Here is a 24,496-nt window from a genome sequence, read left to right on the forward strand (position 1 = left end):
TTCCAGTAAGCATAAAAAAGCACCCAATGTTGGGTGCTTTTTCGCTTATTACTAAATTGGAATATTATTCTGCTGCAGCATCTACAACGGGAATCTTGCCAATTTTAGCTTGCCAGATTTTTGGTGCAATCGCGTGGATAGATGTACCATTGACATCAACTGCAACAGACACAGGCATATCTTCCACTTTGAATTTGTAGATTGCTTCCATACCTAAGTCTTCAAAAGCAACCACTTCTGCTTCACGTACTGCTTTAGATACGAGGTAAGCTGCACCACCTACTGCCATGAGGTAAGTCGCTTTGAGGTCTTTGATCGCTTCAATGGCTGCAGGACCACGATCTGCCTTACCAATCATACCGAACAAACCAGTGTGTTCTAAGACTTGGCGGGTGAATTTGTCCATACGGGTTGCCGTTGTTGGACCTGCAGGGCCAACGACCTCATCACCAACAGGATCGACAGGGCCAACGTAGTAAATGAATTTGCCTTTTAAGTCGACTGGTAATTCTTCACCATTGTTGATCATGTCGACCATGCGTTTATGCGCAGCATCACGACCTGTGTAAATCGTACCGTTTAATAACAACGTATCGCCTGGCTGCCAAGAGTTCATTTCTTCTTGAGTAATGTTGTCTAAATCTACACGTTTAGATTTAGAAGAATCCCAAGTTACTTCTGGGTAGTCTTCAAGTTTAGGTGCTTGAATATGGGCTACACCTGAACCATCTAACTGGAAGTGTGCGTGACGAGTTGCAGCACAGTTTGGAATCATACCCACTGGTTTGCCTGCAGCGTGGCAAGGGTAGTCTTTAATTTTAATATCAAGAACCGTCGTTAAGCCGCCCAAACCTTGTGCGCCAATACCAAGAGCATTCACTTTCTCGAAGATCTCGATACGGAGTTCTTCCATTTTGTTTTGTGGACCGCGACGTAATAATTCGTCCATGTTGATTTCTTCCATAAGTGCTTCTTTTGCAAGCATCATGGCTTTTTCAGCAGTACCACCAATACCAATACCGAGCATACCCGGTGGACACCAGCCTGCACCCATAGTTGGAACAGTTTTAAGTACCCAATCTACAATTGAGTCAGATGGGTTCAACATCGCCAATTTAGATTTGTTTTCTGAACCGCCACCTTTGGCAGCAACTGTAATATCTACTTTGTTACCCGGAACGAGTTTGTAGTGAATTACTGCAGGGGTGTTGTCTTTGGTGTTTTTACGACCAAATGCAGGATCAGCCAATACCGATGCACGAAGTACGTTTGAGTTTTCTAGGTAACCTTGACGTACACCTTCGTTGATCGCATCGTCCAAGCTCATCGTTAAATCAAATTTAACGTCTAAACCCACTTCAAGGAATACGTTTACGATACCAGTATCTTGACAGATTGGACGATGACCTTCTGCACACATACGTGAGTTAATTAAGATCTGTGCAATCGCATCTTTCGCAGCTTTGTTTTCTTCACGATCATAAGCACGGCTCATCGCTTGGATGAAGTCTTGTGGATGATAGTAGGAAATGAACTGAAGCGCGTCTTTGATCGAAGTGATCAAGTCATCTTGCTTGATAATAGTTGTCATATCAAAAATCTCTTGAGCGGGCGGATAGCTAGCGGGCTAAATTATAAGATAAAATGCAGCGATTGTGGGCACTTTGATCAAGCTTTGGGCGAAAGTTTAATATCAGTCGTTAGCTTGAGAGAATTTGTGAAATATCCATAAAATTATGTCGTCAAAACGGGCCATGATTTTGCTGTTTTGTTGGTGCAAATTCAGCTATGTTCAAAGACTTCTTTGGAATGATGTTTGGGGTAAATATGAATGATCACACGCATTTAGCTGCTCAGATTATCCCCATTTATCAACGGCATGCAAAAGCGTGGACAGACTTGCGCGGTCAGTTGTTATATGAAAAAACTTGGCTGGATCGTTTTCTTGCTTATTTGCCTGCGCAGGCCAAAATATTAGATTTGGGCTGTGGTTCGGGGCGTCCTATTGCTGCATATCTATTACAGCATGGGCATCAACTTACAGGAGTAGATAGCGCAGACAGCATGCTGGAGATGGCACGTGAACATTTTCCTGAACAGTGCTGGATTGAAGCCGATATGCGCTCAGTGAACTTGAATCGGTGCTTTGATGGTATTTTGGCGTGGGATAGCTTTTTTCATTTAACGCCAAACGATCAGCGCTGCATGTTCGAGAAATTTGCGCAATGGTCTACTGCCAATACAGTTTTAATGTTTAGCAGTGGACCTGCTGCGGGTGAGGCGATTGGGGAAATGTTTGGTGAAGCACTTTATCACGCCAGTTTGTCGCAGGATGAATATCGGCAATTGTTAAAAGATTATGGCTTTAAAGTTGTGAAAATGCTCGCGGAAGATCAGGACTGTGCAGGGCATACGGTGTGGTTGGTGCAGAGGTTTTAAAAATAGATTGGATGGAGCTAATCAATTTTTGTAGTGATCTGTGAATCTACAGTGTGGAATAAAAAAACCACCCAATTTTTCAATCAGGTGGTTTGTAAAACTTAACTTTACGAATTATTGAGCTGCTTGTTGCTCTGCCTGAATCGCAGTCAATGCAATCGTGAACACAATGTCATCTACCAATGCACCACGTGACAAGTCATTCACTGGCTTGTTCAAGCCTTGTAGCATTGGGCCAACACTCACCACGTTAGCAGAACGCTGTACTGCTTTATACGTCGTGTTACCTGTGTTCAAGTCAGGGAAAATGAACACATTGGCGCGACCTGCAACTTGAGAGTTTGGTGCTTTAGAGCGACCAACACTTTCAACCGATGCTGCATCGTACTGTAATGGGCCATCAATCAGTAAGTCAGGACGACGTTGTTTCGCAATTTCAGTCGCTTTCGCTACTTTTTCTACGTCAGCACCTGCACCCGAAGTACCAGTTGAGTAAGAAATCATGGCAATACGTGGGTCAATACCAAACGCTTTTGCAGAGTCAGCAGATTGAATCGCAATTTCAGCCAATTGTTCCGCATCTGGGTCTGGGTTAATTGCACAGTCACCGTACACGTAGACTTCATCTGGTAACAACATGAAGAATACTGAAGATACCAATGAGTAATCTGGAGCAGTTTTAATCAGCTGGAATGCAGGGCGAACAGTGTTGGCAGTGGTGTGTACTGCACCTGAAACCAAACCATCGACCTGATCAAGTGCCAACATCATGGTACCAAGTACTACAGTATCTTGTAGCTGATCACGTGCTTGGTCTTCAGTGAGTTTGCCTTTACGCATTTCCACCATTTTTTCGACATAGTTTTCACGAATCAAGTCAGGATCAATGATTTCTAAGTCGTGTGGAAGCTCAATACCGCGTGCTTTGGCAACATCGACTACCGCTTCTGGTTTTGCCAATAATACGCAGTGGGCAATACCACGTGATTGACAAATCGCTGCAGCTTGAACGGTACGTGGCTCATCACCCTCTGGAAGCACGATACGTTTTTTCGCTGCAATAGATTTTTGCACCAATTCATGGCGGAACGCAGAAGGCGATAAACGTGGTTTATGCGTATCGCTGATTAATTGGGTTAACCATTCTGCATTGATGTGACTGGCCACAAAGCGGGTAACTTGTTCTGCACGCTCAGTATCATCTACAGGAATTTCGTTGCTCAGGTTTAATAACTGTTGTGCAGTTTCAAAGGTGCTCAATTTAGTATGTAAAATTGGCAAGCCATTTTTCATTGCTGCTTGGCAGAACTCTAAAGCTTGTGCGCTTGGTGCTTGATGTTCAGTTAACACCAAACCTGCAAGTGGAATACCATTGCTGCTGGCTAAGCTACTGGCAAGCAATACATCGACACGGTCAGAACCACTGATAATCAGCTCGCCTGCAACGAATTTATGCATTTCGTGTTCAATATTCGATGCAATTAAGCTGCTGTGTAATACACGGCGCTGCGCTGCTTCACCTTGGTTAATCCATTCTGCAGAAATGTGTGCAGCCAAGTCCGACATGCGTGGCACACTTAAAGTATTGCTGAATGGCACCAAGCCAATCACTGGCATGCAATCTTTACCAATCATTGGATGTGTAGTTTGAATTTTGCTGACAAACTGGTTGGTGTCGCTAATTAAACGTAAGTTTGGATCAAGCGTAACAGGAATTTGTGCAGAATCTTCTGGTAAACCTTTGGTACGCATAAACAATACGCCCGCAGTACGCTCACAAGTTGCACCACCAAAGAAACGTAATTGATTGTCTACTTTTGACGCTGTTTTAACAGCATTGTTGATGTCGGCATTGCTGACAATAATGACTTTTGCATCAAGTGCTTTAGCCAAATTTGCATTCAATTCAGTTGCAAATGGATCACGTCCGTTTGGCAACACGCCTTCTACAATAATGATATCGTGATGTTTAGAAATTTCACGATGTAAACGAACTGCATCTTCAAGCAATTCGTCATTTTCATCATTTTTTAAACGCTCAGTCAGCGCAGTATAAGAAATCGGCTCAACTGTTTCATGCTTGAACAGGTGACGATACAACGCAGTTGTGCGGTCTGCTTCAGGTTGTAATTCTTGTGAAAAAGGCTTTAAGAAACCTGCTTTTACGCCTTGGCATTCCAAAGCGTAAATTAAACCTAAACATGCTGATGTTAAACCAACACCAATTTCTGTAGGAACCAAAAGTATTGTTTTCATAATTTTTTCTAAATCGTAAAGGGACTGATTGAAAGTGGCTGAGCACTACGATTGCTTAAGCAATCGCAGCGTCACATTCAGACTTTTTTGCAGCTGACTTTAGCTCCTCTGCAACTTGCGCAGTTTCTTTCGCAATACGGCCTTCTTCGTCAGTTGGTACAACCCAAATTTGTGGACCGCCTGTACCTGCATCAATACGACCTTCAGTACCGCGTTTTAAGCTGTCATTGCGTTCTTTGCTGAAGTTAAAGCCAAAGTGTGGCAAGTAAGATACAGTTTTTTCACGGATGTACGCAGAGTTTTCGCCAATACCACCTGTGAAGAATAAGCCATCTAAGCGTGGTAAACCACAGCTAAGTGCAGCTAAAGATTTAGCTAAACGGTAGCAGAATACTTCAATTGCAAGCGTTGCATCTTCGTTGCCTTGTTCAGATGCTTCAATCAGGGTACGCATGTCGTTCGATAAGCCTGACAAACCAAGTAAACCACTTTGGCTGTTTAGCATTTTGTCAATTTTGTAGATATCCCAACCTAAGTTGCTTGCAAGGAAGCTGTGTAAGCTTGGGTCTACATCACCACTACGAGTACCCATCACCAAACCTTCAAGTGGGGTTAGGCCCATCGATGTGTCTACACTTTGACCATTCCAGATTGCACAAGTCGAGCTACCGTTACCCAAGTGAGCAGTTAACCAGCCACCTTGTTTGAAGCTGCCAGCCAACTCTGAACCGCGCTCTGAAACGTATGCGTGACTTGTACCGTGGAAGCCATAACGACGTACGTTGTGGTCGGTGTATAAGAATTTAGGCACTGCATAACGGTAAGCGTGAGCAGGCATCGTTTGGTGGAATGCAGTATCAAATACAGCCACTTGCGGAAGTTCTGGGAACAAACGCATTGTTGCTTCAATACCCACCAAGTGTGCAGGGTTGTGTAAAGGTGCAAGCGGAGTTGCTTCACGAATACGTTGCACGATTTCTTCAGTTAATAATTCTGCTTTGGTTAAAGTACCGCCGTGTACAACGCGGTGACCAATGGCTTGTGGCTTATATTGAGATAAGCGACCAAGAATAGTTTCCAATGCTTTTTCATGGTCAGCATGTGGAATAGAAAGTTCGAGCGGCTCACCACCTGCGGTAATGCCTTTAATGCGCGCATCAGCAGAACCTAGATTTTCTGCCAAACCAAAGATACGATCTCCAACGCTTTCAGATACAAGCGCATATTTGATAGAAGAAGATCCGCAGTTAATCACTAATACTGATGTAGTCACTTTTATGTACCCGAATTCTAATTGAAGTTATCCCTAGTCAATCAAGCTGCATTGCAAGATATGGCAAACGGCAATCTATTGTGTTGCAATCTTGATCATTACGTATGTTTTATCATGGGTTTTTTATTGCTCCTAGATAGACTTTAGGAGATTAGACTTAAGCATTATCGACCATGAAATCAGAAATAATTAAAATTTATCAGCCCGAAACTTTCATTTTTTCATGAAATGATGGTCTAAAATTTCTGCTTAATTCCTGTTGTATTCTCTTAACATAGCACACTTCATTCTGCAGGCGAGTGGCAAACTGTTTTAAATTATTTCCTCAATCTTTGTCGGTTTATTTTGATTTGGCAGCGTATTTAATTTCCGACCAACGGACAATCACATAAGCAATCAGTGCCACCATAAAAAACACCAACATCATCCACGCCAAGCCTTGTAAGGTTTCAATAATGGTGCGGTAAATTTCCAATACCCAGCGTTCTTGCGTCAGTTCAATCACAATTCTTTTGTCATTTTCGGCATAGGTGAGTGGGGTAATGTATTTTTCCATATCGTAAATACGAATGCCTGAAGATGTGCCGACCACCATGCCTGCAAATTTGGTGTACTTTGCCCATGCTTCATGAATTGGGTCGTGGATGATACGCGCCAAAATTGCATTGATGGAGCTGGAAAACAGACGCATGACAATGAACGACACCAACAGTGCTAAAGCAAAGGTACTAATAATCAAATAATAAAACATAAGCATCGCCACTCTTTTTGATGATTTTTCTAATCTTGATGGTGTTTTTATTTTAAGTGAGCGTGAGGCAGAAATGTGTAGTGGAACTGTGTCTTAAAACAATGTCTAAAAAATAGAAGGGAATAATGTTCAGCTTCCTGTGAAACTGAACATTATATTTGGATATTGCAAAATTACAGATGGATTTTATTGGCGGATTTGACCATCGCCAAACACGATCCATTTTTGTGAGGTTAAACCTTCCAAACCGACAGGGCCACGGGTATGAATTTTATCGGTAGAGATTCCAATTTCAGCACCTAAACCATATTCAAAACCATCAGCAAAGCGTGTAGAAGCGTTAATCATGACTGAACTAGAATCTACCGCAGCCAAGAATTGACGCGCCAAACTAAAGTTTTCAGTAATAATGGCATCAGTATGATGTGAACCATATTTATTGATATGTTCAATTGCCTCATCAATTCCTGAAACCACTTTAACTGCCAAAATTGGGCCTAAATATTCGGTGTACCAATCTTCTTCGGTTGCTGTTTTAACACTTGTACCCAAAATCTTTTGGGTTGCAGGACAGCCGCGTAATTCGACTTGTTTTTCTGCATATAGCTCGGCAATACGTGGCAAGAATTGTGCGGCAACAGCCTCATCGACCAACAATGTTTCCATGGCATTACAGACGCCATAACGGTGAGTTTTTGCATTCAGGGCAATAGGCAGGGCTTTTTGTAAATCGGCCTGTGCTTCTACAAATACGTGACAGTTACCATCCAAATGTTTAATCACTGGAATACGCGCTTCATTGCTGATGCGTTCAATCAGACTTTTACCGCCACGTGGCACAATTACATCTACATATTCAGACATGGTAATTAATTGCCCAACGGCAGCACGGTCTGAGGTGTTAATCACTTGCACCGATGTTTCTGGCAAGCCTGATGCTTTTAAGCCGTGTTGAATCGCGGCAGCAATCGCTTGGTTAGATTCCAGTGCTTCAGAACCACCACGTAAAATAATCGCATTGCCTGATTTTAATGCCAAAGACGCAGCTTCAAGGGTTACGTTTGGACGTGATTCGTAAATCATGCCCACCACACCTAGCGGTACACGCATTTTGCCCAATTGAATACCAGATGGACGGTAAGCCATATCGGTAATTTCACCAATTGGATCCATGAGACCAATCACATCTTTCAGACCTTGTAACATGCCTTTAAAGCGTGCGGGGTTAAGTTCTAAGCGATCAAGCAGTGCGCTATCCAAGTTGTTGTTACGACCTTTGGTCATATCAATTTGGTTGGTAGCTAAAATAGCGGACTCGCTATTTTCCAATGCCGTATAAATAGCCGATAACGCATTGTTTTTAGATTGGGTAGAAGCGCTTGCTAAGACACGAGAGGCTTGGCGTGCTTGTTGTCCTACCGTTTGCATATATTGTTCAATAGACTCTTGCATAGCGGTTTGATCACTTAGAAATTTCAACTCGATATTAACAGTCTGTGCCTGCACAATGAAGCGTCTCAGCGGAAAATCGACTAAATTGTTCAATCTTTTCATCACAAAAATTAATATTTTGAAATGCTTTATGATTTAAAAGTAGATGAGCGGTCATAGAAAATGTTGCGTATAAAATCAGCACCTGTATAGAATGATGCGATAACGACATTGATGTCATTCACAACAATAAGCAGGATGCCACTTTAATTCAGATAAGTGGGTAATCGTTCAATGACGAACACTTGCACAATAAAAATAAAATGCGCATGGAGGTAAGGAATATGAATTCCATGATCCAGATGGACACGGATGTACAGGACGCAAGTTCGCATGTCTGTTTTTTTGATATTTACGATAAACACAGCTTTAAACAACCCGCTCGTACCACTTGGATCAACGGCTGGAAAGTGGAATACATGGCAATTGCTCAGCCAGAAACCGCACATTTAACTCCAATTGTGATTATTGGTGGTGCATTCCAAAACTTTAATTCATATAAATATTGTGTCGAGCAGCTTTTTCGTGCAGGGCCAATCATTTTAATTGATATGCCATCTATGGGCGCCAATCAGCAAATGACCAATGTGGAAACAGGTGAGTCGGCAGGAACGCTAGAACTGCATGATTTAGGTCAGATGTTGGGTGATTGGCTGGATATTGTCGGCTTAGATAAAGTATCCGTCATGGGCATGTCATTGGGTTCGGTGGTGGCATCGTGTCTAGCAGATCAGCGTCCTGAATTGATTGATCGCATGATTTTAATGGGGGTTATGCAAAAGACCCGTAAAAGTTGGCGCATGTTGCTTGAAGAATCACTGCATTTAATGAAAGAGCAGCGCATGGATGAATTTGGTCAGGCGGTGATTTTATACTTGGTCAATCATGCCAAAATGGAACAAACTCGCATGTCACCGACTGCAAAGCGTTTGTTTTACCGACAAATGGCCGACTTTACCGCTACAGAGCAAGATCGCTACGATGTGAACTGCAACCGTTTATTGCGGTTAACCAATGTGCCTATTCCGCAATGTAAGGTTTTGGTGGCGTGTGGGCAATATGACAGTTTTACCTTGCCGCATGAAAATGCCAATTTTGCCTTACAGTGCCCGAACATGGAATTTGCCATGATTGCCAATGCAGATCATGTGCCGCAATTACAGCGCCGTAAAGAAACCATGAATTTATTTGCGACCTTTTTAAGCGATGAATCTATTCAGGACTTAGATGGCATTATTCCAATGACACGTGCGCAACTATTGACGATGGAACGCCGTGGAGAAGCGCGTATTCGGGTGCAAAATCCGCAAAGTCATTTGCAGTATCGTCATTCTGATTTGAAAATTGCCACGCACATTGTCGATTTAAACTTCTTTGGTGTATTGCTTGATTTTGAAAATGCTGCGTTGGCGGCACAAGCAGCACAGTTTGAACGAGATATGGCCTTAGAATTACAGGATGAGGAAGGCAGTTTTAGCATTGAATGTTTAATTTTTGAAAGCCAAGGGCAGCAACTACGCGCATTATTTAAGCATGGTAGTTTTGAGGTGGCAGAGCGTTTGTTGCGTTATGTGGAACGTCAAAAAGCGGCTGCACAAAATTTGGAATATGCCCGTTAGTAGATAAAATCAGTGCTTGGTTTAAAATTATCCAAAGAAAATAGAATCAAAATAGCGTGTTAAACCACGCTATTTTTTTTGTAGGCATGAACCATCCAGACTAAATCGCCTAAATGTTCTGCGGTTGTTTTTTCTAAAGAGCTGTTGGAAAAATACAGTTGTGGTTGTTGTAGCTGCACTTGCTCAAAACCTGCATTTTGAAAAAACTGAGTTAATTCCTGCGGAGATTGAAAGTGAAAGGTGAAAGCACTGCGTGACATAAATTTCAATAATCGGCTGCAGTTCCAAATAAAATTGGCGAGCTTGTTTTTGACGGGTTCAGGGTAAAGATCGGTTAAATAATGCAGTTCTGGAAAGTCTTGGGTGTAGTTACACATGCCATTTAACAGCTGTTGTAGCATGTCTTTGCTGAAGTAGTTAATTAAACCTTCACTAATAATTACTAAGGGTTGCGAGTGATCAAAATATTCAAAGGCCTGTTGAAAGGATTCACTAAAAATATCGGCGGTGAGAACTTCAGGTGCGTCGTGGTCAATTTGTCGTAACGCTTGAGTTTTAATTTGCGCCATATCAGGCAAATCCAGTTCACGGTAATTCAGTTCAGGATATTTTTGTCGAAAGTTCCAGCTGCGTGGTGACAGCCCAGATGCAATTTCGAGCACTTGTAATTGCGGATGTTGCTGAATCAGTGCGGTTAAGTGTGCATCAATCATTTGGTGACGTTGTTTGAGGGTGCTGCGCATACTGCCGCCCACATGACGTTCTGCCCAGTTTTCTAAAGGATGTACCAATTTGGCTAAAAACTTGCCTTTTCGGGTCGCAAATACAGGATGTGAAATCCCCCTTTGATACCAGATATATCCCGTATAATGTGCGGTAAAAGAAATATGCCGATGTTTGGACAATGCAGTCGTGTCTGAGCGAGTTGGCTTGGCATCCGAGTTGTGCATTTCAGTCCTTTTTTCTGTCGTGATTTTGCTGTTCAGCAATGTTTTTGTCATTTTCGTATAGACCTTAATTGTTTGTATGGTGGTCGTTGTCTTTTTAGGCATGCTTTGACACTCAAGCTGCGGTGTCAGGCATATACTCAAAATAGAATAAGTTTATCATAATCAAAAAGGAATAAGCTGTCGTGTTCCTTTGTCGTATAAATGCTGTGAAAAAGTGAAGGCGTATAGGGTCTGTTGACATTTCATAAATGGCTTGCGCTGTAGGCTAAAACTGAGCAGATCAGGCATAAAACGCAGGGAATAGTGGACCTATTTTCAAGTTCCATAACGCAATCTGAGAAAGTTTTAGCCACAGCCTTTCAGGACGAGCATATTTTTTGCTGCTATTGCGTTATGTGCCAGTCATTTAGAATGACTAAATTTCCTGTCCCATGCCTTATATCAGCTAAAAAATCTTGCGAGATATATCTCTCACGTCGCAAACATAGACGAATTGTCAACAGACCCTAGTTAGTTTGTGGTGATCTCAAGTCGCAGCGTTTTTAGTGGTACTTGAATAATTGGTCGGGTCGTGACTAGTTTGTGCTGCCAGTAGCGCGGCACTTTGTTCTTTAAATACCAAGATACGATCACGGACGCTTCGCCATTCATCACCCAAGTCTAAAACTTCAGCAATGCTAAACTCTGCACTAAGCTCAGGGATTTTACCGCGCATGCGTTCTAAACGTGCCTGATTCGGCAAGGGTAAATCGGCAATCGCATTTAAAGCCAATCGTTGTGCAGCACGGTTGTTGCAGACCAATCCCATGTCACAGCCTGCAAGCAAAGCGGCATGAATACGTGCATCGGCATCGCCTGCTACACAAGCCGCCTGCATGCTTAAATCATCCGAAAAGAGTACACCATCATAGCCCAAGTCTTTGCGAAGCACTTGCTGTAACCAAAACTCAGAAAAACCTGCAGGGTTCGGATCGACCTGATCATAAATAACATGTGCAGGCATGAGGGCATCCAGTTGATTTTGCAGTTGGATAAAGGTTTGCATATCCTGTTGCTGAATTTCGGCAAAAGAACGTGAATCTATCGCGGCAGCAACGTGAGAGTCTGCTTTAACCGATCCATGCCCAGGAAAATGCTTGCCTGTGGTTGCCATTCCTGCACGATGCATTCCACGTAAAAAAGCATCTGCCAAAGCAATAATATCGACAGGACGCGCAGCAAAAGCACGATCTCCAATGACATCACTGATGTCATTTAAATCTAAAACGGGTGCAAAACTAAAATCAATGCCTACGGCTAATACTTCGGTGGCCATCAACCAGCCACATTCTTCGGCTAAATCTAAGGCACGTTCAGGTTCGTTTTGGTATAACTCGCCAAATCTACCCATAGCAGGCAATAGGGTAAAACCTTGTTTTAAGCGTTGTACGCGTCCGCCTTCCTGATCGACTGCAATTAAAATATCAGGGCGTACCTGACGCATGTGGTCGGTCAAGGCGCGTACTTGCGCAGGAGATTGGATATTTCGGGCAAATAAAATGACTCCACCGACTTGCGGAGCGCTTAATAGTTCAATATCTTCTTGAGTAAGTTCTGTGCCAGCGATGTCGAGCATCAATGCGCCAATCATATTGGGTGTCCGTATTCGATTTTTATCAATAAAAAAACAATACCTGAATTCTGCAATGATTTGCTACATTTTGACAGCACAGATTATGATAAAACTACACGACAGACCCAAATTAAGTTGTATAAGATTTTGAATCTGCTCAATTCATTGTGAAAAGCAGAGATTGGTCAAAAACCAAGGACGTAAATATTTTTATGAAACTTCAAACCATCGCTTGTGCGGTTGCAATAGCAACTGGCGGTTTTTTCTTTTCTCACGCCATTAACGAGGCAATTGCAGCCAATAATACCGCTGTCGTTGCTAACAGTATTGTGCCGACGCAGGAACAAGCTTTGGTTTCGCGTCAATTGGCGACCTTGGTCGATCGTCAGCATTATTTAAATCAGCGTTTAGATGCCGCAACGTCGCAGCGCATTTTTGATTTTTATATCGACAGTTTAGACCCAGACCATACTTTGTTTTTGGCTAAAGAAGTTGAGCAATACCGCAAACAATATGCAGCAACATTTGGCGCTTCATTAAAAGCAGGCAATTTGGCGGGGCCGTATCAAATTCATGCACAGTATCGTGAACGCTTAAAACAGTTTTATCATTTCATGTTGGCAGAGCTGAAAAAACCACAAAATTTAAAACAGCCAAATGTCACGATTGAAACAGATCGGGAAAAAGCACCGTTCTTTAATACTGAAGCAGAAATGCGTAAGCATTGGCAAAAAATGTTGGTGTCACAGCTCATTAACCTGACCATTAGCAAAGAAGAAGAATTGGCAAAACATAAAGCCATTAAAGATAACCCTGAATTGACCAATGGTCAGGATTTGGCAAGTCCAGAAGATTTGACTCCAGTGCAGACTTTAACTAAGCGTTATACTCGTCAGTTAGAGCGCATGGATCGTTTAAAGAGCGATGATGTGCTGGATAAAACTTTGAATGCGATGATGCTGACTTATGATCCGCACAGCAATTATTTCCCACCTGTTGATGCGATGGAGCTGAATCGTCAAACGACTTTGCAGCTTGAAGGGATTGGGGTGTCGATTCGTCCTGAACGAGGCAATGAAGACTACACTAAAATTGAAACCATTGTTGAAGGTGGCCCTGCCAGTAAAACAGGGCAGGTGAAATCGGGTGACCGCATTATTGGTGTGGCGCAAGATGGCGAAAAAATGGTGGATGTTGTGGGTTGGCCGAGCAATGAAATTGTGGGGCTGATTCGCGGTAAACGTGGCACCAAAGTCACTGTGCGTTTGTTGGGTGCGGGTGCGGCGATGAATCAGGCGCGTAATGTGACCATTGTGCGTGATGTGATTCAGGAAGAAGATGCGGGAGTTCGCTCACGAACGATTGACATCAAACGTGATGGTCAAACTTATACCTATGGTGTGATTGAAATTCCATCCTTTTATTTGAATTACCGTGCACGTCGTGCAGGCAATGAATATCGCTCGGTGTCGGAGGATACCAACAATGCCCTGAAAAGTTTGGCGGCCAAAAATGTCGCAGGGATTATTGTCGATTTACGTAACAACCCTGGCGGTTCACTAGAAGAAGTGGCACGTATGCTTGGGCAAGTAATCAAATCAGGCCCTGTAGTGCAAATTCGTGATGGCAATGGCAACGTGAGCGTATTTGAAGATGACGATGGCGGTGCACAGACTTATGCAGGCCCATTGGCAGTGATGATTAACCTTGCTTCTGCTTCGGCCAGTGAAATTTACTCTGCTGCAATTCAGGACTATCAGCGCGGGATTGTGATTGGTAGCACCACCACAGGTAAAGGTACAGCGCAGGTACAACTCGACACCTTAGCCTATGGGCAGGCGACCTTAACTCAACGTAAGTTCTACCGTATTACAGGTGGAAGTACCCAAAACAAAGGTGTGATTCCTGACATTAAACTGGTGGATATTTACAATGAGGAGTTTGGTGAACGCAAAGCGAAAAATGCTTTGAAGTGGGATACTATTCCAACTGCACCATTTAAGCGTGAAGGTTCGGTACAGCCGTACATCACCAAGCTAGGGCAATTGTCACAGCAACGTGTCACGCTTGATCCGCAATTTCAATATTTGGAACAACGTAAGCAAATTGCCAAACAAACTGAAGATCGCAAAAGCATTGTGTTAGATATTGAACAACGCAGAGCAGAGTTGTTAGCTTTGGAGCAACAAACGCTGACTGCGGAAAACAAACGCCGTCAGGAAACAGGTTTGAAACCATTTGCTAATTGGGAAAGCTATCAGGCATCTATTGATGCTTTGGCAGAAGCGCGTGCCAAAATGAAAGCGGCACAACGCCCTGCTTTACCTGAGGAAGAAGCTTTTGTGATTGAAGCAGCGCAGGTGTTGCAAGACTATGCCATGTTACAAAAAGGTGTTTCTGAGCCGAATCAACCTTAAAACAATGTTAGAATCTTAATCAAATAGAACCAGCAGCGAAAAGTTGCTGGTTTTTTTCATCCTAAAGCGAAAAGTAAAGTGACAAGATGCATATAGCTTTGAGTCAGACAGCTATTTTTAGCAGTTTTGAATTGCCATTATTTCATGATGACATATTATATATTTGACTATTGACCAAAGCGGAATAGTATTAGACTCTTAAGTCAATGCAGTCTTTGCTAGATCAATCCGTCGTTCAGGTTGCTTTTTAGTTATTATTTATAAGAGAGTGTGAGATTGAGTAGCCGAAAAACAATAAAATATGACAGAGATGGATACATCTAATGATGCATGTACATTATGATCTGAGCTTGGTAATTGGCTCGGTAGCAATCTCAGTATTGGCCTGCTATTTTGCAGTGTCTGTTGGGCAAATGCTTTTTCAAAATGTACAACAACAACTAAAAAAAATTGCATTAATCATGAGTGGTTTGCTGCTGGGTGCGGCAGTGTGGAGTATGCATTTTGTGGGCATGTTGGCCTGCCAGTTACCTGCACCGTATCAATTTGATCTTAGCTTTACGACCCTATCTTTTGTTATTGCATTTATCGCCTCTACGTTTGCGGTTTGGCTGACCACGCAATCGACCTTGCCTGTGGCGCGTTTGATCCTGAGCGGCATTTTAATGGGGTTGGGTATTTCAGGCATGCACTATACGGGCATGATGGGAATTCAGGTAGAAGGCTACCGTAGTTATTATGATCCTACCATTGTTTTGCTGTCTGTATTAGTGGCCATTGGCGGTGCAATACTTACCTTTTGGTTTATGTTTCATTCCAAGTGCAGAATGGGGCGTCAGGCACAATATAAAATTTTCATTGCGGTGCTCATGAGTCTGAGCATTGTTGCCATGCACTATATAGGCATGGAAGCACTGCATTTTTACTCTACAGCAGATTTGCCTCAATCAGGGCACTTCCAGATCGGGCAAGGGCCAGCTCTGTTGGTGGTTATTTTAGTGACCAGTCTGATTTTTGCTGCTGCGGTGGGCGTATCTCTGCTGGAGCTGCGCTTAGAAGAAAAAAGCAGACAATTGTCTTTAGCCAACCGTGAATTGGCCAATCAGGCAGTCAAAGATAACCTGACCAAATTGCCCAACCGTTTATATTTAGCTGAATATGCACAATTGCTTTTTTCTGAGCATCGGCAAAAAAACACTAAAATTGCATTTTTGTATATCGACTTAGACCGCTTTAAAGCGGTGAATGACGTATTTGGGCATCATGTTGGCGATCAATTGCTGATTCAGTTGTCTAAACGTGTGCAATCCCACTTGGGCGAAAATACCCAATTATTAAGAATTGGTGGCGATGAATTTCTTTTGGTGATTGAACATACCGACATTGCAGAAGCCACTGTCATTTCTGAAAAAATATTAGAACTGATTCAGCAAAGTTTCTTAATTGCAGGCAAGGTCATTAATATTTCAGGCAGTATTGGCATTGCGATGTATCCAGAGCATGGCACCAATTTGCAAGATATTTTAATGAATGCTGATGCGGCGATGCTGACCTCTAAATATCAGGGGCGTAACACCAGTTCAATATTTAATTATGATCTGGAGTTACTTGAGGCTAAAAGCCAAAGTAAGTTGATTAATGATTTATATAAAGCAGTTGAACAACAACAATTTGCGTTGTTCTATCAGCCAAAGTTTAAAGCCGCTGACCATAAAATTTGTGGCGTAGAAGCTTTAATTCGTTGGTATCACCCCGTACATGGTTTACTTACCCCAAATATGTTTATTAAAGGAGCTGAAAAGACGGGGTTGATTATTCAAATTGGCTATTGGACGTTAGAGGAAGCCTTTAAACAAATTCAAATTTGGGAAAGATCAGGTGCACCGTTATTTCCTGTGGCTGTGAATTTATCGGCAGTGCAGTTTGAACATAAACACTTATTTTCGACTTTAGAAAACTTGTTTAAACGCTATGAGATTCAACCCCATCACCTGATGATTGAAGTGACTGAAAGTACAGCAATGCATCATATCGAATCGAGTATTCGTAGTTTTGAGCGTTTGCGTCAAATGGGGATTCAATTGGCGATTGATGATTTTGGCACAGGACATTCGAGTTTCTTATATTTGAAAAAATTGCCAGTCGATGAGTTGAAAATTGATCGTGCTTTTATTTTAGATTTGTGTTTGGACAGCAAAGAAGAATTAATTTTAGAAAGTATTATTCAGTTGGCGATTAAACTGGGTTTAACTGTGACCGCTGAAGGGGTGGAAACGCCGTTACAAGCAGAAATTTTAACCCGTTTAGGCTGTCAGCAATTACAGGGCTACTTATTAGGCTTACCAATGGATGTTGAGCGTTTAGAAGAGCTGTTTAAACATTCGGCTTAAGCTAGCGATCATGCTACCGCTCAAGATAGCGTACAAGTGAGCGACCAAGTCCAGCGTTTAATTTCAGTGATGAAACAAGATGAATATAGTTTGGCTGAGTTGATGCAGTTGTTAGGTTTAACTCATAGCGCAACATTCCAAAAGAACGATATGAATCCTGCCATAGAAGTAGGTTTGATTGAACGTACGATTCCAGAAAAACCGAAAAGCCAAAAGCAAAAGTATAGATTGAAAAAGTAACTATATTTTCAGTTGTGGATAAATTAGAACATATCAACAATCAATAAAATTTGATTCAAATCTGCTACAATTACGCCAATTTTTCATATTGATCATTTTGATCTTATACACTGCGGTTCTGCAGTAGGTGTCTTGCATGAGTTTTAAAGATGAGTTAGCGGCGCAGGTCGCACAGCGACGTACTTTCGCGATTATTTCCCACCCAAATGTTTGATATCTATTCAAGCCCATTCAACCTATTTCAAATATGATAATAAAAGCATTGTAAGTGCTGTAAAAATATAAAAATATTGATATTCTTTATCTGGTATATCTTTCAACCCCATTCAATAGATTTCAAGTCTAGTCAGTATGTTTGTGTACATATGTGTGTACACATTTTCTAGAATTTTCTATTTGAAAAAAATATGTACACAGGTGGAGTAAAATGCCTTTAACAGATACGTGGCTTAAGAAGAATCTAGATCGTGAACGTTCAGCTATACATACAGAGTCTGATCAAGATGGATTGAGCGTTCGTGTATCGCAAAAAGGAAAACTCACTTTTCAGATGCGTTTTCGATATAAAGATAAGCAAGCTCGTTTAGACTTGGGAACCTATCCAAATATGAGTCTTAAAGAAGCTCGTATTGAATTGCAGAAAATGAAAGCAATTTTAGAAAATGGACATGACCCGCGTATTCATAAAAAAGTAGAGCTTCACAAGATCACAGAGGCTATAACTTTTGAAGCGCTATTTCGTGAGTGGCATGCGAAATATAGTATTCCTAATAAAAAGAATGCAGATCAATATTTGAGATCATTTGAACTTTATGTTTTCCCAAAGTTAGGTAGCATACCTGCTGAGCAAATCACATTACATATGTGGTTAGATTTACTAGAAGAGCAATTTAAACAGTCGCCATCGATAACTGATCGCATTCTTACGAATACAAAGCAGTGTTTGGATTGGGGGATTAATCGAAAATTAATTGAGCAAAATCCCATAAGACATATCACTGGAAAGCGTGACTTAAATATTAAGAAAAATAAAACTGTTCGAGTATTACAAGATGATGAGTTGTCTTTAATTTTTAAAATTTGTGATGAGTCTAGAACATCATTAAGGAATGTTTTATTTCTCAAGTTATGTTTGTTTTATGGTAATCGATATAGTGAGTTGAGGCTTGCACGGAAATCAGATTTTGATTTTAGTAAAAATACATGGACAGTACCGTATGAAAATCATAAGACAGGAGAAAGTAAAGGGGACATTGTTCGACCTATTATTGATGAGATCAAACCGTGGCTTCAGTCTGCAATGGATTTGAGTAATTCTGAATACATTTTCCCACATGAAAATGGCAAAGAGCCAATGGGGCGTAGTGGGCCAACAGATACCCCTTATAACTTCATGCAATTTGCAAGGAAGAATTATAAAATTGAAATGGATCATTGGTCTATGCATGATTTACGGCGTACAGCAAGGACAAATTTCAGTGCGTTTACAAGTAGGGATGTTGCGGAACTGATGGTTGGTCATGTGATGCCTGGGGAACAGGGGACATATGACTATTATGATTATCAAAAAGAGATGTCGAAGGCTTATAAAAAATGGTGGAAAAAATTAAGTAATCTGTCTATCTAGACAGATTACTCATTTGGTTGTTATTGAAATATTTGATTAGCCATTCGTTAAACGTTTCTTCATCCCAAAGGCTAGTAGAGCCAGCGCATTTCTTAATAGGTTGAGGCATTGGTTGCTCGAACATTTTTTGATTAGGTTGTTGGTAACGCCATAAAGTCGATGCAGAGCAATTTTTGAGTTTGTGGCGAATTTCTTTAGATGTTAAGTAGCCCATATCTTTGATCCTTTTGTGATTATCGCAATTAGATAAAAGAACTAATTTTTTAACCTTAAATATTGGCTGGAGATCAACCTATAATGTTAAAACTATTAGATCAGTTCATTGATGGGGTAACTATAAAATTTAAAAAATTGTAAAAGTAGATTGGTACTAGCTTTTAAAAATATAGTAGTATTATGCTATGTAATTATCTGTATTTTAATGAATTATGATTGATAAAAAATTATCAAGGTTAGAGCAGCTTGAGCAGGATATATGGTTAAACTTTTGTTACTACTATGAGTGTGAATTGAATAATGAATTAATAGAAACGGAGAATCAATCATATATTGATCAAAAAGAAAAAATCATAAAAAGAATGCAGCAGAATGATTTTCAATTGAGTGAGCAGTCAGCTTTTCATTTAGAAATGATGGGGGATGTGGTTTCAATCCCTTTCAAGCCATTCCAGATTGCACAGCTTTTAATGCAGATAAATACATTAAGACCTGAGGTGAATAACTTGCCTGCCAAAATTTTCCAAAGGCAATATTCAGATATTTTAATTGCTTATGTGCAAATTCTTGGTGGGGTGGAGTTTATTCAGAACCGTACACTTGCCAAAAGTGCAAAGGCAATCATTGCAGTCAAAGCTCGTTACGACAAGCATTTATATCCAAGACGGGAAATTTTATATCGCACTTTAAGAGAGCAGGTGGCGCGTCGTGGCAAATGGGTTAATTTGAATCAAGCTGTTCATTTTGTGCTTGATGATCTGGTCAAAGCTTTTGAGGTTTACGATATTGAATGGCTTCAGTCTGAACTTGTGCTTAAGCAAAAAATGCTCAGTGAATTAGAGCAGGAGAGTAAGCAGTTGTATGCTAAAGCTCAGTCAGATGGCGTGCGAAGAAAGCCAGCATCAATTGGGAAAAAAATAGAAAAATTACAGCTCGAACTTAACAATCTTAATCAGATACTGAAAGCAAAATATCCTTCTAAAGAGATGGAAAAGTTTGGGTATAAGATGCCTTACAGTGGTGGATACATTGCCGAAACCATCATTCATGAGCTCCGAACTCAGCCTGATATATTGAAAGAAATCTTGTTCTAAAAGTTTGTTTTAAGCTGTACCTGTAAAATATATCTAATGAAAATTTGGCTGAATTATATGAATCACAAGCCTTACAAAGATTGGATAATAAGCTAATAATTTTGGTAATATGATCTACAAATTTGATCTATAAAAATAGTTGAAATGCAGGTGTAGTAATGTCTTTAGTTTATTTCAGTGACAAAATAATTAAAAATATTTTTCACAACCTTGGCATCGACCTGAATCGCAGCGGTTTTCTGAAACACAGGGATGAGTTGAATCTGGGAATTTTATTGGAATTGATACTGTTTATAAGATCACTAGATAAGATGAAAGGACATTATTTTTTAATCACATGGAATAAGTTCTATTTTCCAGTTTCTGCTTATAAGTTTTATCCTTTTAAATTTCTTAGTAATGATCTTGGTCTGAAGAATACCCGTAGGATGCATATTGATAATGCGGAATATAAAGTCAATTTATTTGAGTCGACATCACGGGTGGAGTTGTATTACGAGGTTCTCGATTTACATATTAAAAATGAGAAATTAGTGAGGTTGCATGAACAATTAAGTCCCACTCTGAATGAAAGGAGCAAGCCTACACAATTTAACGTTTTGCCTGCGAATTTCTTCCCTGATGTGTTTAGTGACATGAGTGTCGAAAATATTGCTTATATGGATGAATTTCTTGAAAAGTTCAGAAACCATGAGGAATTTATAAAGCGAAAAAATGAAGAAAATAAGGCTGTCAAAAAATTTCATGAATATTGCCAATATTTTAATAATGTGATGAATCTGAGTGCTAGAAGTTTTATTTTTACCATTGAGTTTCTGATGCATGGACAGCAAAAATTATACGATGATAGCTTCATTAATCTAAAAAAAGACTTTATGAACGCAATGAGGGGCTACAGGCAACTTGCTCAGATTTCAGGGTATTTGGGGTTCTGGGATTTAGCAGAAGACAATAAATTATGCTTCAGAATGATGTTTATTGTGCCAGATATTGGCATTGAAGCAGAAGAATGGATTGAAGATATCTGCTATTACTGGGAAAACGTTTATTTCGATAAAATTAGAGAAGAAAAAAAATATCAATTTACAGGCACAGATGCGATAAGATTTGAAGCGGTTGAGCTGCCAGTTGCATGGTCACATAAAAAACTTATCTCCCATTTTTTAGCAGTCGGCAAGAATAATCAGAATATGAAAAGGCTGATTTGTGAACATGCTGTTGCTTACATCGTACTATCTGAATTTTTTTACTGCCCATTCGAGCTTCAGCTATACCTGAAATCCATTAAGATGATTTCTGAGGAACAGTCTGAAGTGGATCAAGTGTTACGTCTTGAGGGGAAAAGAATGTACAGGGTGTTCAGAGGAAGCCTGCCAAAAAATAAAAATTAGTGTAACTTTAGCCTAAGCAAAATCCGATAGATTGGCGATGAGCGTTATGTAGATGAACGAACTTATCGAAACTACAGTGTAGAGTGCTTAACAGGTAATATATATTATTAACTATAAGTAATATATAAGTAATATATCAAACATAAACAATATCTTATCTAGTTGAGTGAGGCACTTAGCACAGTATAGCCCATACTCAAATGGGCTATAGACTATGTATCAATAACACAGTATTAAAATATTCAGAACTAACCCTATAGTATGTTCCAAAGTCTATGAGCATATTCAGCTAAGCAGGATGATCACAACATCCTGCTTTAGAAACAAGATCAGTAAAAAAATATATTCCTCACTTACATATGAACCTTATGTTTCAGTGAGAACCTAAATGTACCAGAATATTCAATATGATCAGCTTTACCATGAAGCAGAAGTATTGGCAGCAGTAGACCATTTCATTCAAGAAGTTTGCTTAGGTAGTTATGATTTATATCATCAAAACCTGATGATAGACCTACAAAAATTAGTTCAGTCATTTAAGCCAATCTATAACGCTAATTTTTTCTATTGCAATACAGTGCAGATATTCATTGAGGTGGTGAACATCGTTGATCACACACTCCGTCTAATGCCACAGGCAGACCATGATTTTATAGTCTGTATTGATGATATGACAGTCTGGCATATTCTAACTTATATCCAATCATTATCAGGCTGTGTAAAACAGCAACTGATTGATTTTCAACAACGTGAATTAGAGAATCAGCATAGCCTTTTTGATTATACATCCACACTCATTCATCATTATGCGAGAACACTGGTGGTTCGAGTGGATTTATCTATCAAGAAAGAATATCAAGCCTTATACAACATCCAAGTGTTCAATAAAGCGCTAGAAACATTGCTACGGCGTATAGCCGATCAAGATACTTGTTTTAGTGGGTTATATGGTTATGCATGGGCATTAGAGCATGGGGTTAGTAAGGGCTACCATTGCCATCTTTTGCTTATGTACGATGGAAATATGCATCAATGTGGTTTTGAAATGGGGCAGTGGATAGGTGAGTGCTGGAAGCAGATTACACACGGATATGGTTATATTTTTAACTGTAACCATTCCGACTATATGGCGATCTATGAAGCGATGGGGACTTTAGGGATTGGTATGATTCATCGTAACAATGCCAGTGAAGTCTATAACTTTTTTAATTATATTGTCCCTTATTTGGTGAATGGCGAAAAAGAACAGCAGCATCTCCGAGTGAAAGATTCAGCCTATATGCGTAGTTTTGGCAGAGGGGTGGCTAATTCGAAAAATCGTAGAGGAATGGATTAATCTCATTTAAGAGGAGAGCAGCTGAATAAATCAGCTGCTCTCCTTGTTGGGACTATTGTAAAACTTTTAAAGGATTAAAATGTAATACAGGAACTCCCAAATTAGTTCCTTTTCCAGTGCCTGATCATCACGGTATTTCAGCAAGTAAGAAACGCTGGAGTAAATGTACAGAATATGGATTTAATGATTTCACTCCCTTATATTTTGGGACGAATAACAACGAACCAAATGAATAATAGAATCAAAATACCACCGATGATTTTCCCTACTGTTGGAAACATTACCGCAGGCCAAACTAAGCCTTGTCCTAAATTGTAGGTAAATGGCTTATAGTTATACTGTCCCCAAAAGTGTTGATAGACGGCAAAGAAAAAACCAATCACTAAGTAGCCACTGATCACCCATGATTTAATATTTGAACTCATTTACTTTCCCCCAGCGGCAAATTTTGCCAATGCTATAAAAATTCCCATTAGGATCATGAAGCCAATAAATGGCAATCCTAAAAAGCAAATCACTGCAATAATGCAGATAATGCCTGCAAGTGTTCTCATGGCTATTCCTTCATGCACTGATAGGAAGAATTGACCATATCCATTTTGAAAGATTCAGATTGCTGTAAGGTGTATAGATTGTTTTTGAGTCCATCCTCTCCATATTTACTTTCGAGTTTGTCATAAATACATGAGCAGGTACTGCCATCAATCCCGCCTGTTTTACAACCACTGATAAATTGACGTTCAGTTTTACTAGCACAGCCTGATGCCATAAGTGCAAGTGTGATGAATGCAAGTGAAGTAAGAATTTTCATCATTCCCCCTAATTTTTATTGTGTTATTTGGTGTGTAATAAATTTTGCTGTATGGACTAAAGTGTAGATGCAGCAAAGCCTTCCAAACCTAGATAGCATTTAGATCAGTCAAGTAAGCAAAAAATTATGAAAGCTGCTAATGCGGCAAGGAAATATAAAATCGTTTTAGGGAAAACAATAAAGATAGAAAATGCTTAGTCATGGGTATGACTCCTTTGGCTATGAAAGAAGTTTCACCGCATTACTGCTAAATAATGGTGGCGAAACGAAAGAGGGTTAGCAGACTGATAGCCAATGGATCAGCACACCCGAAGGTGTCCCCCTCCCGTTCCGCCGCAGAGGGGGCACGCAGGGATTCCCACCAAAAAGTTAAACTTTTTAGTGTATGGCTAAACGGTCTGCTAAAACAGACTGACGATGTAGGTCAGCAGTTGAATGATAAAATTAAGGTTTAAGTTAACCCGAATTACGGATAAGAAAAGCCCTTGAAAAAAAGGTAGTTAGAGCCATTTAGAAAGTTACGACACAACCCAAAGGCTCTAACTACCATGTACGATTTTACAGAAATTTTTTGTATTGTTGA

General features: G+C 40.4%; 20 protein-coding genes. 9 read left to right on the top strand and 11 right to left on the bottom strand.

Annotation, left to right across the window (positions count from 1 at the left end; genetic code table 11):
- Positions 1-64: 64 nt before the first annotated feature.
- The gene (locus tag FTV28_RS07380; protein WP_179989906.1) at positions 65-1,591 is read right to left on the bottom strand and encodes a fumarate hydratase; all 1,527 of its coding nucleotides are present in this window, start codon (positions 1,589-1,591) and stop codon (positions 65-67) included.
- A gap of 236 nt (positions 1,592-1,827) precedes the next feature.
- Here FTV28_RS07380 and FTV28_RS07385 point away from each other — a divergent pair, with 236 nt between their 5' ends.
- Positions 1,828-2,439: a class I SAM-dependent methyltransferase gene (locus tag FTV28_RS07385; RefSeq protein ID WP_026438429.1), complete on the top strand. Its 612-nt coding sequence runs from the start codon at positions 1,828-1,830 to the stop codon at positions 2,437-2,439.
- A gap of 114 nt (positions 2,440-2,553) precedes the next feature.
- Here the strand turns inward: FTV28_RS07385 and pta are convergent, their stop codons facing one another.
- The 4 genes from pta to FTV28_RS07405 all read right to left on the bottom strand — a co-directional run bounded on the left by pta (position 2,554) and on the right by FTV28_RS07405 (position 8,171).
- Positions 2,554-4,695 carry a phosphate acetyltransferase gene (gene pta / locus FTV28_RS07390; RefSeq protein WP_179989908.1) on the bottom strand — a complete coding sequence of 714 codons (2,142 nt, stop codon included), beginning with the start codon at positions 4,693-4,695 and terminating at the stop codon, positions 2,554-2,556.
- Between the two features lie 55 nt (positions 4,696-4,750).
- Entirely contained in the window at positions 4,751-5,968 is a 1,218-nt protein-coding gene (locus FTV28_RS07395) for an acetate/propionate family kinase (protein WP_096901391.1), read from the bottom strand.
- Between the two features lie 340 nt (positions 5,969-6,308).
- Positions 6,309-6,719: a hypothetical protein gene (locus tag FTV28_RS07400; protein WP_026438428.1), complete on the bottom strand. Its 411-nt coding sequence runs from the start codon at positions 6,717-6,719 to the stop codon at positions 6,309-6,311.
- A 186-nt stretch (positions 6,720-6,905) separates the two neighbouring features.
- Complete coding sequence (locus FTV28_RS07405; protein ID WP_179989938.1) at positions 6,906-8,171, bottom strand: glutamate-5-semialdehyde dehydrogenase; 1,266 nt, start codon at positions 8,169-8,171, stop codon at positions 6,906-6,908.
- Positions 8,172-8,494: 323 nt separating this feature from the next.
- Here FTV28_RS07405 and FTV28_RS07410 point away from each other — a divergent pair, with 323 nt between their 5' ends.
- Positions 8,495-9,829 carry an alpha/beta fold hydrolase gene (locus tag FTV28_RS07410; RefSeq protein WP_004974874.1) on the top strand — a complete coding sequence of 445 codons (1,335 nt, stop codon included), beginning with the start codon at positions 8,495-8,497 and terminating at the stop codon, positions 9,827-9,829.
- Positions 9,830-9,888: 59 nt separating this feature from the next.
- On the opposite strand, the gene FTV28_RS07415 is transcribed toward FTV28_RS07410, so the two are convergent.
- Complete coding sequence (locus FTV28_RS07415) at positions 9,889-10,779, bottom strand: class I SAM-dependent methyltransferase (RefSeq protein WP_136144264.1); 891 nt, start codon at positions 10,777-10,779, stop codon at positions 9,889-9,891.
- Positions 10,780-11,305: 526 nt separating this feature from the next.
- On the bottom strand, positions 11,306-12,409 hold the full coding sequence (gene nagZ / locus FTV28_RS07420; protein ID WP_004974880.1) for a beta-N-acetylhexosaminidase: 1,104 nt from the start codon (positions 12,407-12,409) through the stop codon (positions 11,306-11,308).
- A gap of 194 nt (positions 12,410-12,603) precedes the next feature.
- Here nagZ and FTV28_RS07425 point away from each other — a divergent pair, with 194 nt between their 5' ends.
- The 4 genes from FTV28_RS07425 (at position 12,604) to FTV28_RS07440 (ending at position 19,065) form a co-directional block, all read left to right on the top strand.
- On the top strand, positions 12,604-14,808 hold the full coding sequence (locus FTV28_RS07425) for a carboxy terminal-processing peptidase (RefSeq protein WP_179989910.1): 2,205 nt from the start codon (positions 12,604-12,606) through the stop codon (positions 14,806-14,808).
- Between the two features lie 323 nt (positions 14,809-15,131).
- Positions 15,132-17,198 carry a bifunctional diguanylate cyclase/phosphodiesterase gene (locus FTV28_RS07430; protein WP_179989912.1) on the top strand — a complete coding sequence of 689 codons (2,067 nt, stop codon included), beginning with the start codon at positions 15,132-15,134 and terminating at the stop codon, positions 17,196-17,198.
- Positions 17,199-17,234: 36 nt separating this feature from the next.
- The gene (locus FTV28_RS07435) at positions 17,235-17,438 is read left to right on the top strand and encodes a Fic family protein (protein WP_225530201.1); all 204 of its coding nucleotides are present in this window, start codon (positions 17,235-17,237) and stop codon (positions 17,436-17,438) included.
- Between the two features lie 427 nt (positions 17,439-17,865).
- Positions 17,866-19,065 (top strand): integrase arm-type DNA-binding domain-containing protein, encoded by a 1,200-nt coding sequence (locus FTV28_RS07440; protein WP_179989914.1) that lies wholly within the window; start codon positions 17,866-17,868, stop codon positions 19,063-19,065.
- Here the strand turns inward: FTV28_RS07440 and FTV28_RS07445 are convergent.
- Complete coding sequence (locus FTV28_RS07445) at positions 19,058-19,279, bottom strand: hypothetical protein (protein ID WP_179989916.1); 222 nt, start codon at positions 19,277-19,279, stop codon at positions 19,058-19,060. The two genes, FTV28_RS07440 and FTV28_RS07445, sit on opposite strands and share 8 nt — an antisense overlap.
- Positions 19,280-19,493: 214 nt before the next feature.
- Here FTV28_RS07445 and FTV28_RS07450 point away from each other — a divergent pair, with 214 nt between their 5' ends.
- From FTV28_RS07450 to FTV28_RS07460, 3 genes are all read left to right on the top strand, one after another.
- A complete protein-coding gene (locus FTV28_RS07450) occupies positions 19,494-20,375 on the top strand; it encodes a hypothetical protein (protein ID WP_179989918.1) in 882 nt (293 codons plus the stop codon).
- Between the two features lie 158 nt (positions 20,376-20,533).
- Positions 20,534-21,766, top strand: a complete 1,233-nt coding sequence (locus tag FTV28_RS07455; RefSeq protein WP_061518812.1) for a hypothetical protein — start codon at positions 20,534-20,536, stop codon at positions 21,764-21,766.
- A 388-nt stretch (positions 21,767-22,154) separates the two neighbouring features.
- Positions 22,155-23,102 (top strand): inovirus-type Gp2 protein, encoded by a 948-nt coding sequence (locus FTV28_RS07460; RefSeq protein ID WP_179989920.1) that lies wholly within the window; start codon positions 22,155-22,157, stop codon positions 23,100-23,102.
- Positions 23,103-23,299: 197 nt separating this feature from the next.
- On the opposite strand, the gene FTV28_RS07465 is transcribed toward FTV28_RS07460, so the two are convergent.
- From FTV28_RS07465 to FTV28_RS07470, 3 genes are read right to left on the bottom strand one after another with little or no spacing between them, the layout of a single operon-like run.
- On the bottom strand, positions 23,300-23,527 hold the full coding sequence (locus tag FTV28_RS07465; protein ID WP_179989921.1) for a hypothetical protein: 228 nt from the start codon (positions 23,525-23,527) through the stop codon (positions 23,300-23,302).
- On the bottom strand, positions 23,528-23,656 hold the full coding sequence (locus FTV28_RS13555; RefSeq protein ID WP_004992797.1) for a hypothetical protein: 129 nt from the start codon (positions 23,654-23,656) through the stop codon (positions 23,528-23,530).
- A 2-nt stretch (positions 23,657-23,658) separates the two neighbouring features.
- Positions 23,659-23,913: a hypothetical protein gene (locus FTV28_RS07470; RefSeq protein ID WP_179989924.1), complete on the bottom strand. Its 255-nt coding sequence runs from the start codon at positions 23,911-23,913 to the stop codon at positions 23,659-23,661.
- Positions 23,914-24,496: the final 583 nt, after the last annotated feature.

It is taken from the genome of Acinetobacter sp. YH12252 (assembly GCF_013417365.1).
Classification (GTDB): Bacteria; Pseudomonadota; Gammaproteobacteria; order Pseudomonadales; family Moraxellaceae; genus Acinetobacter; species Acinetobacter towneri.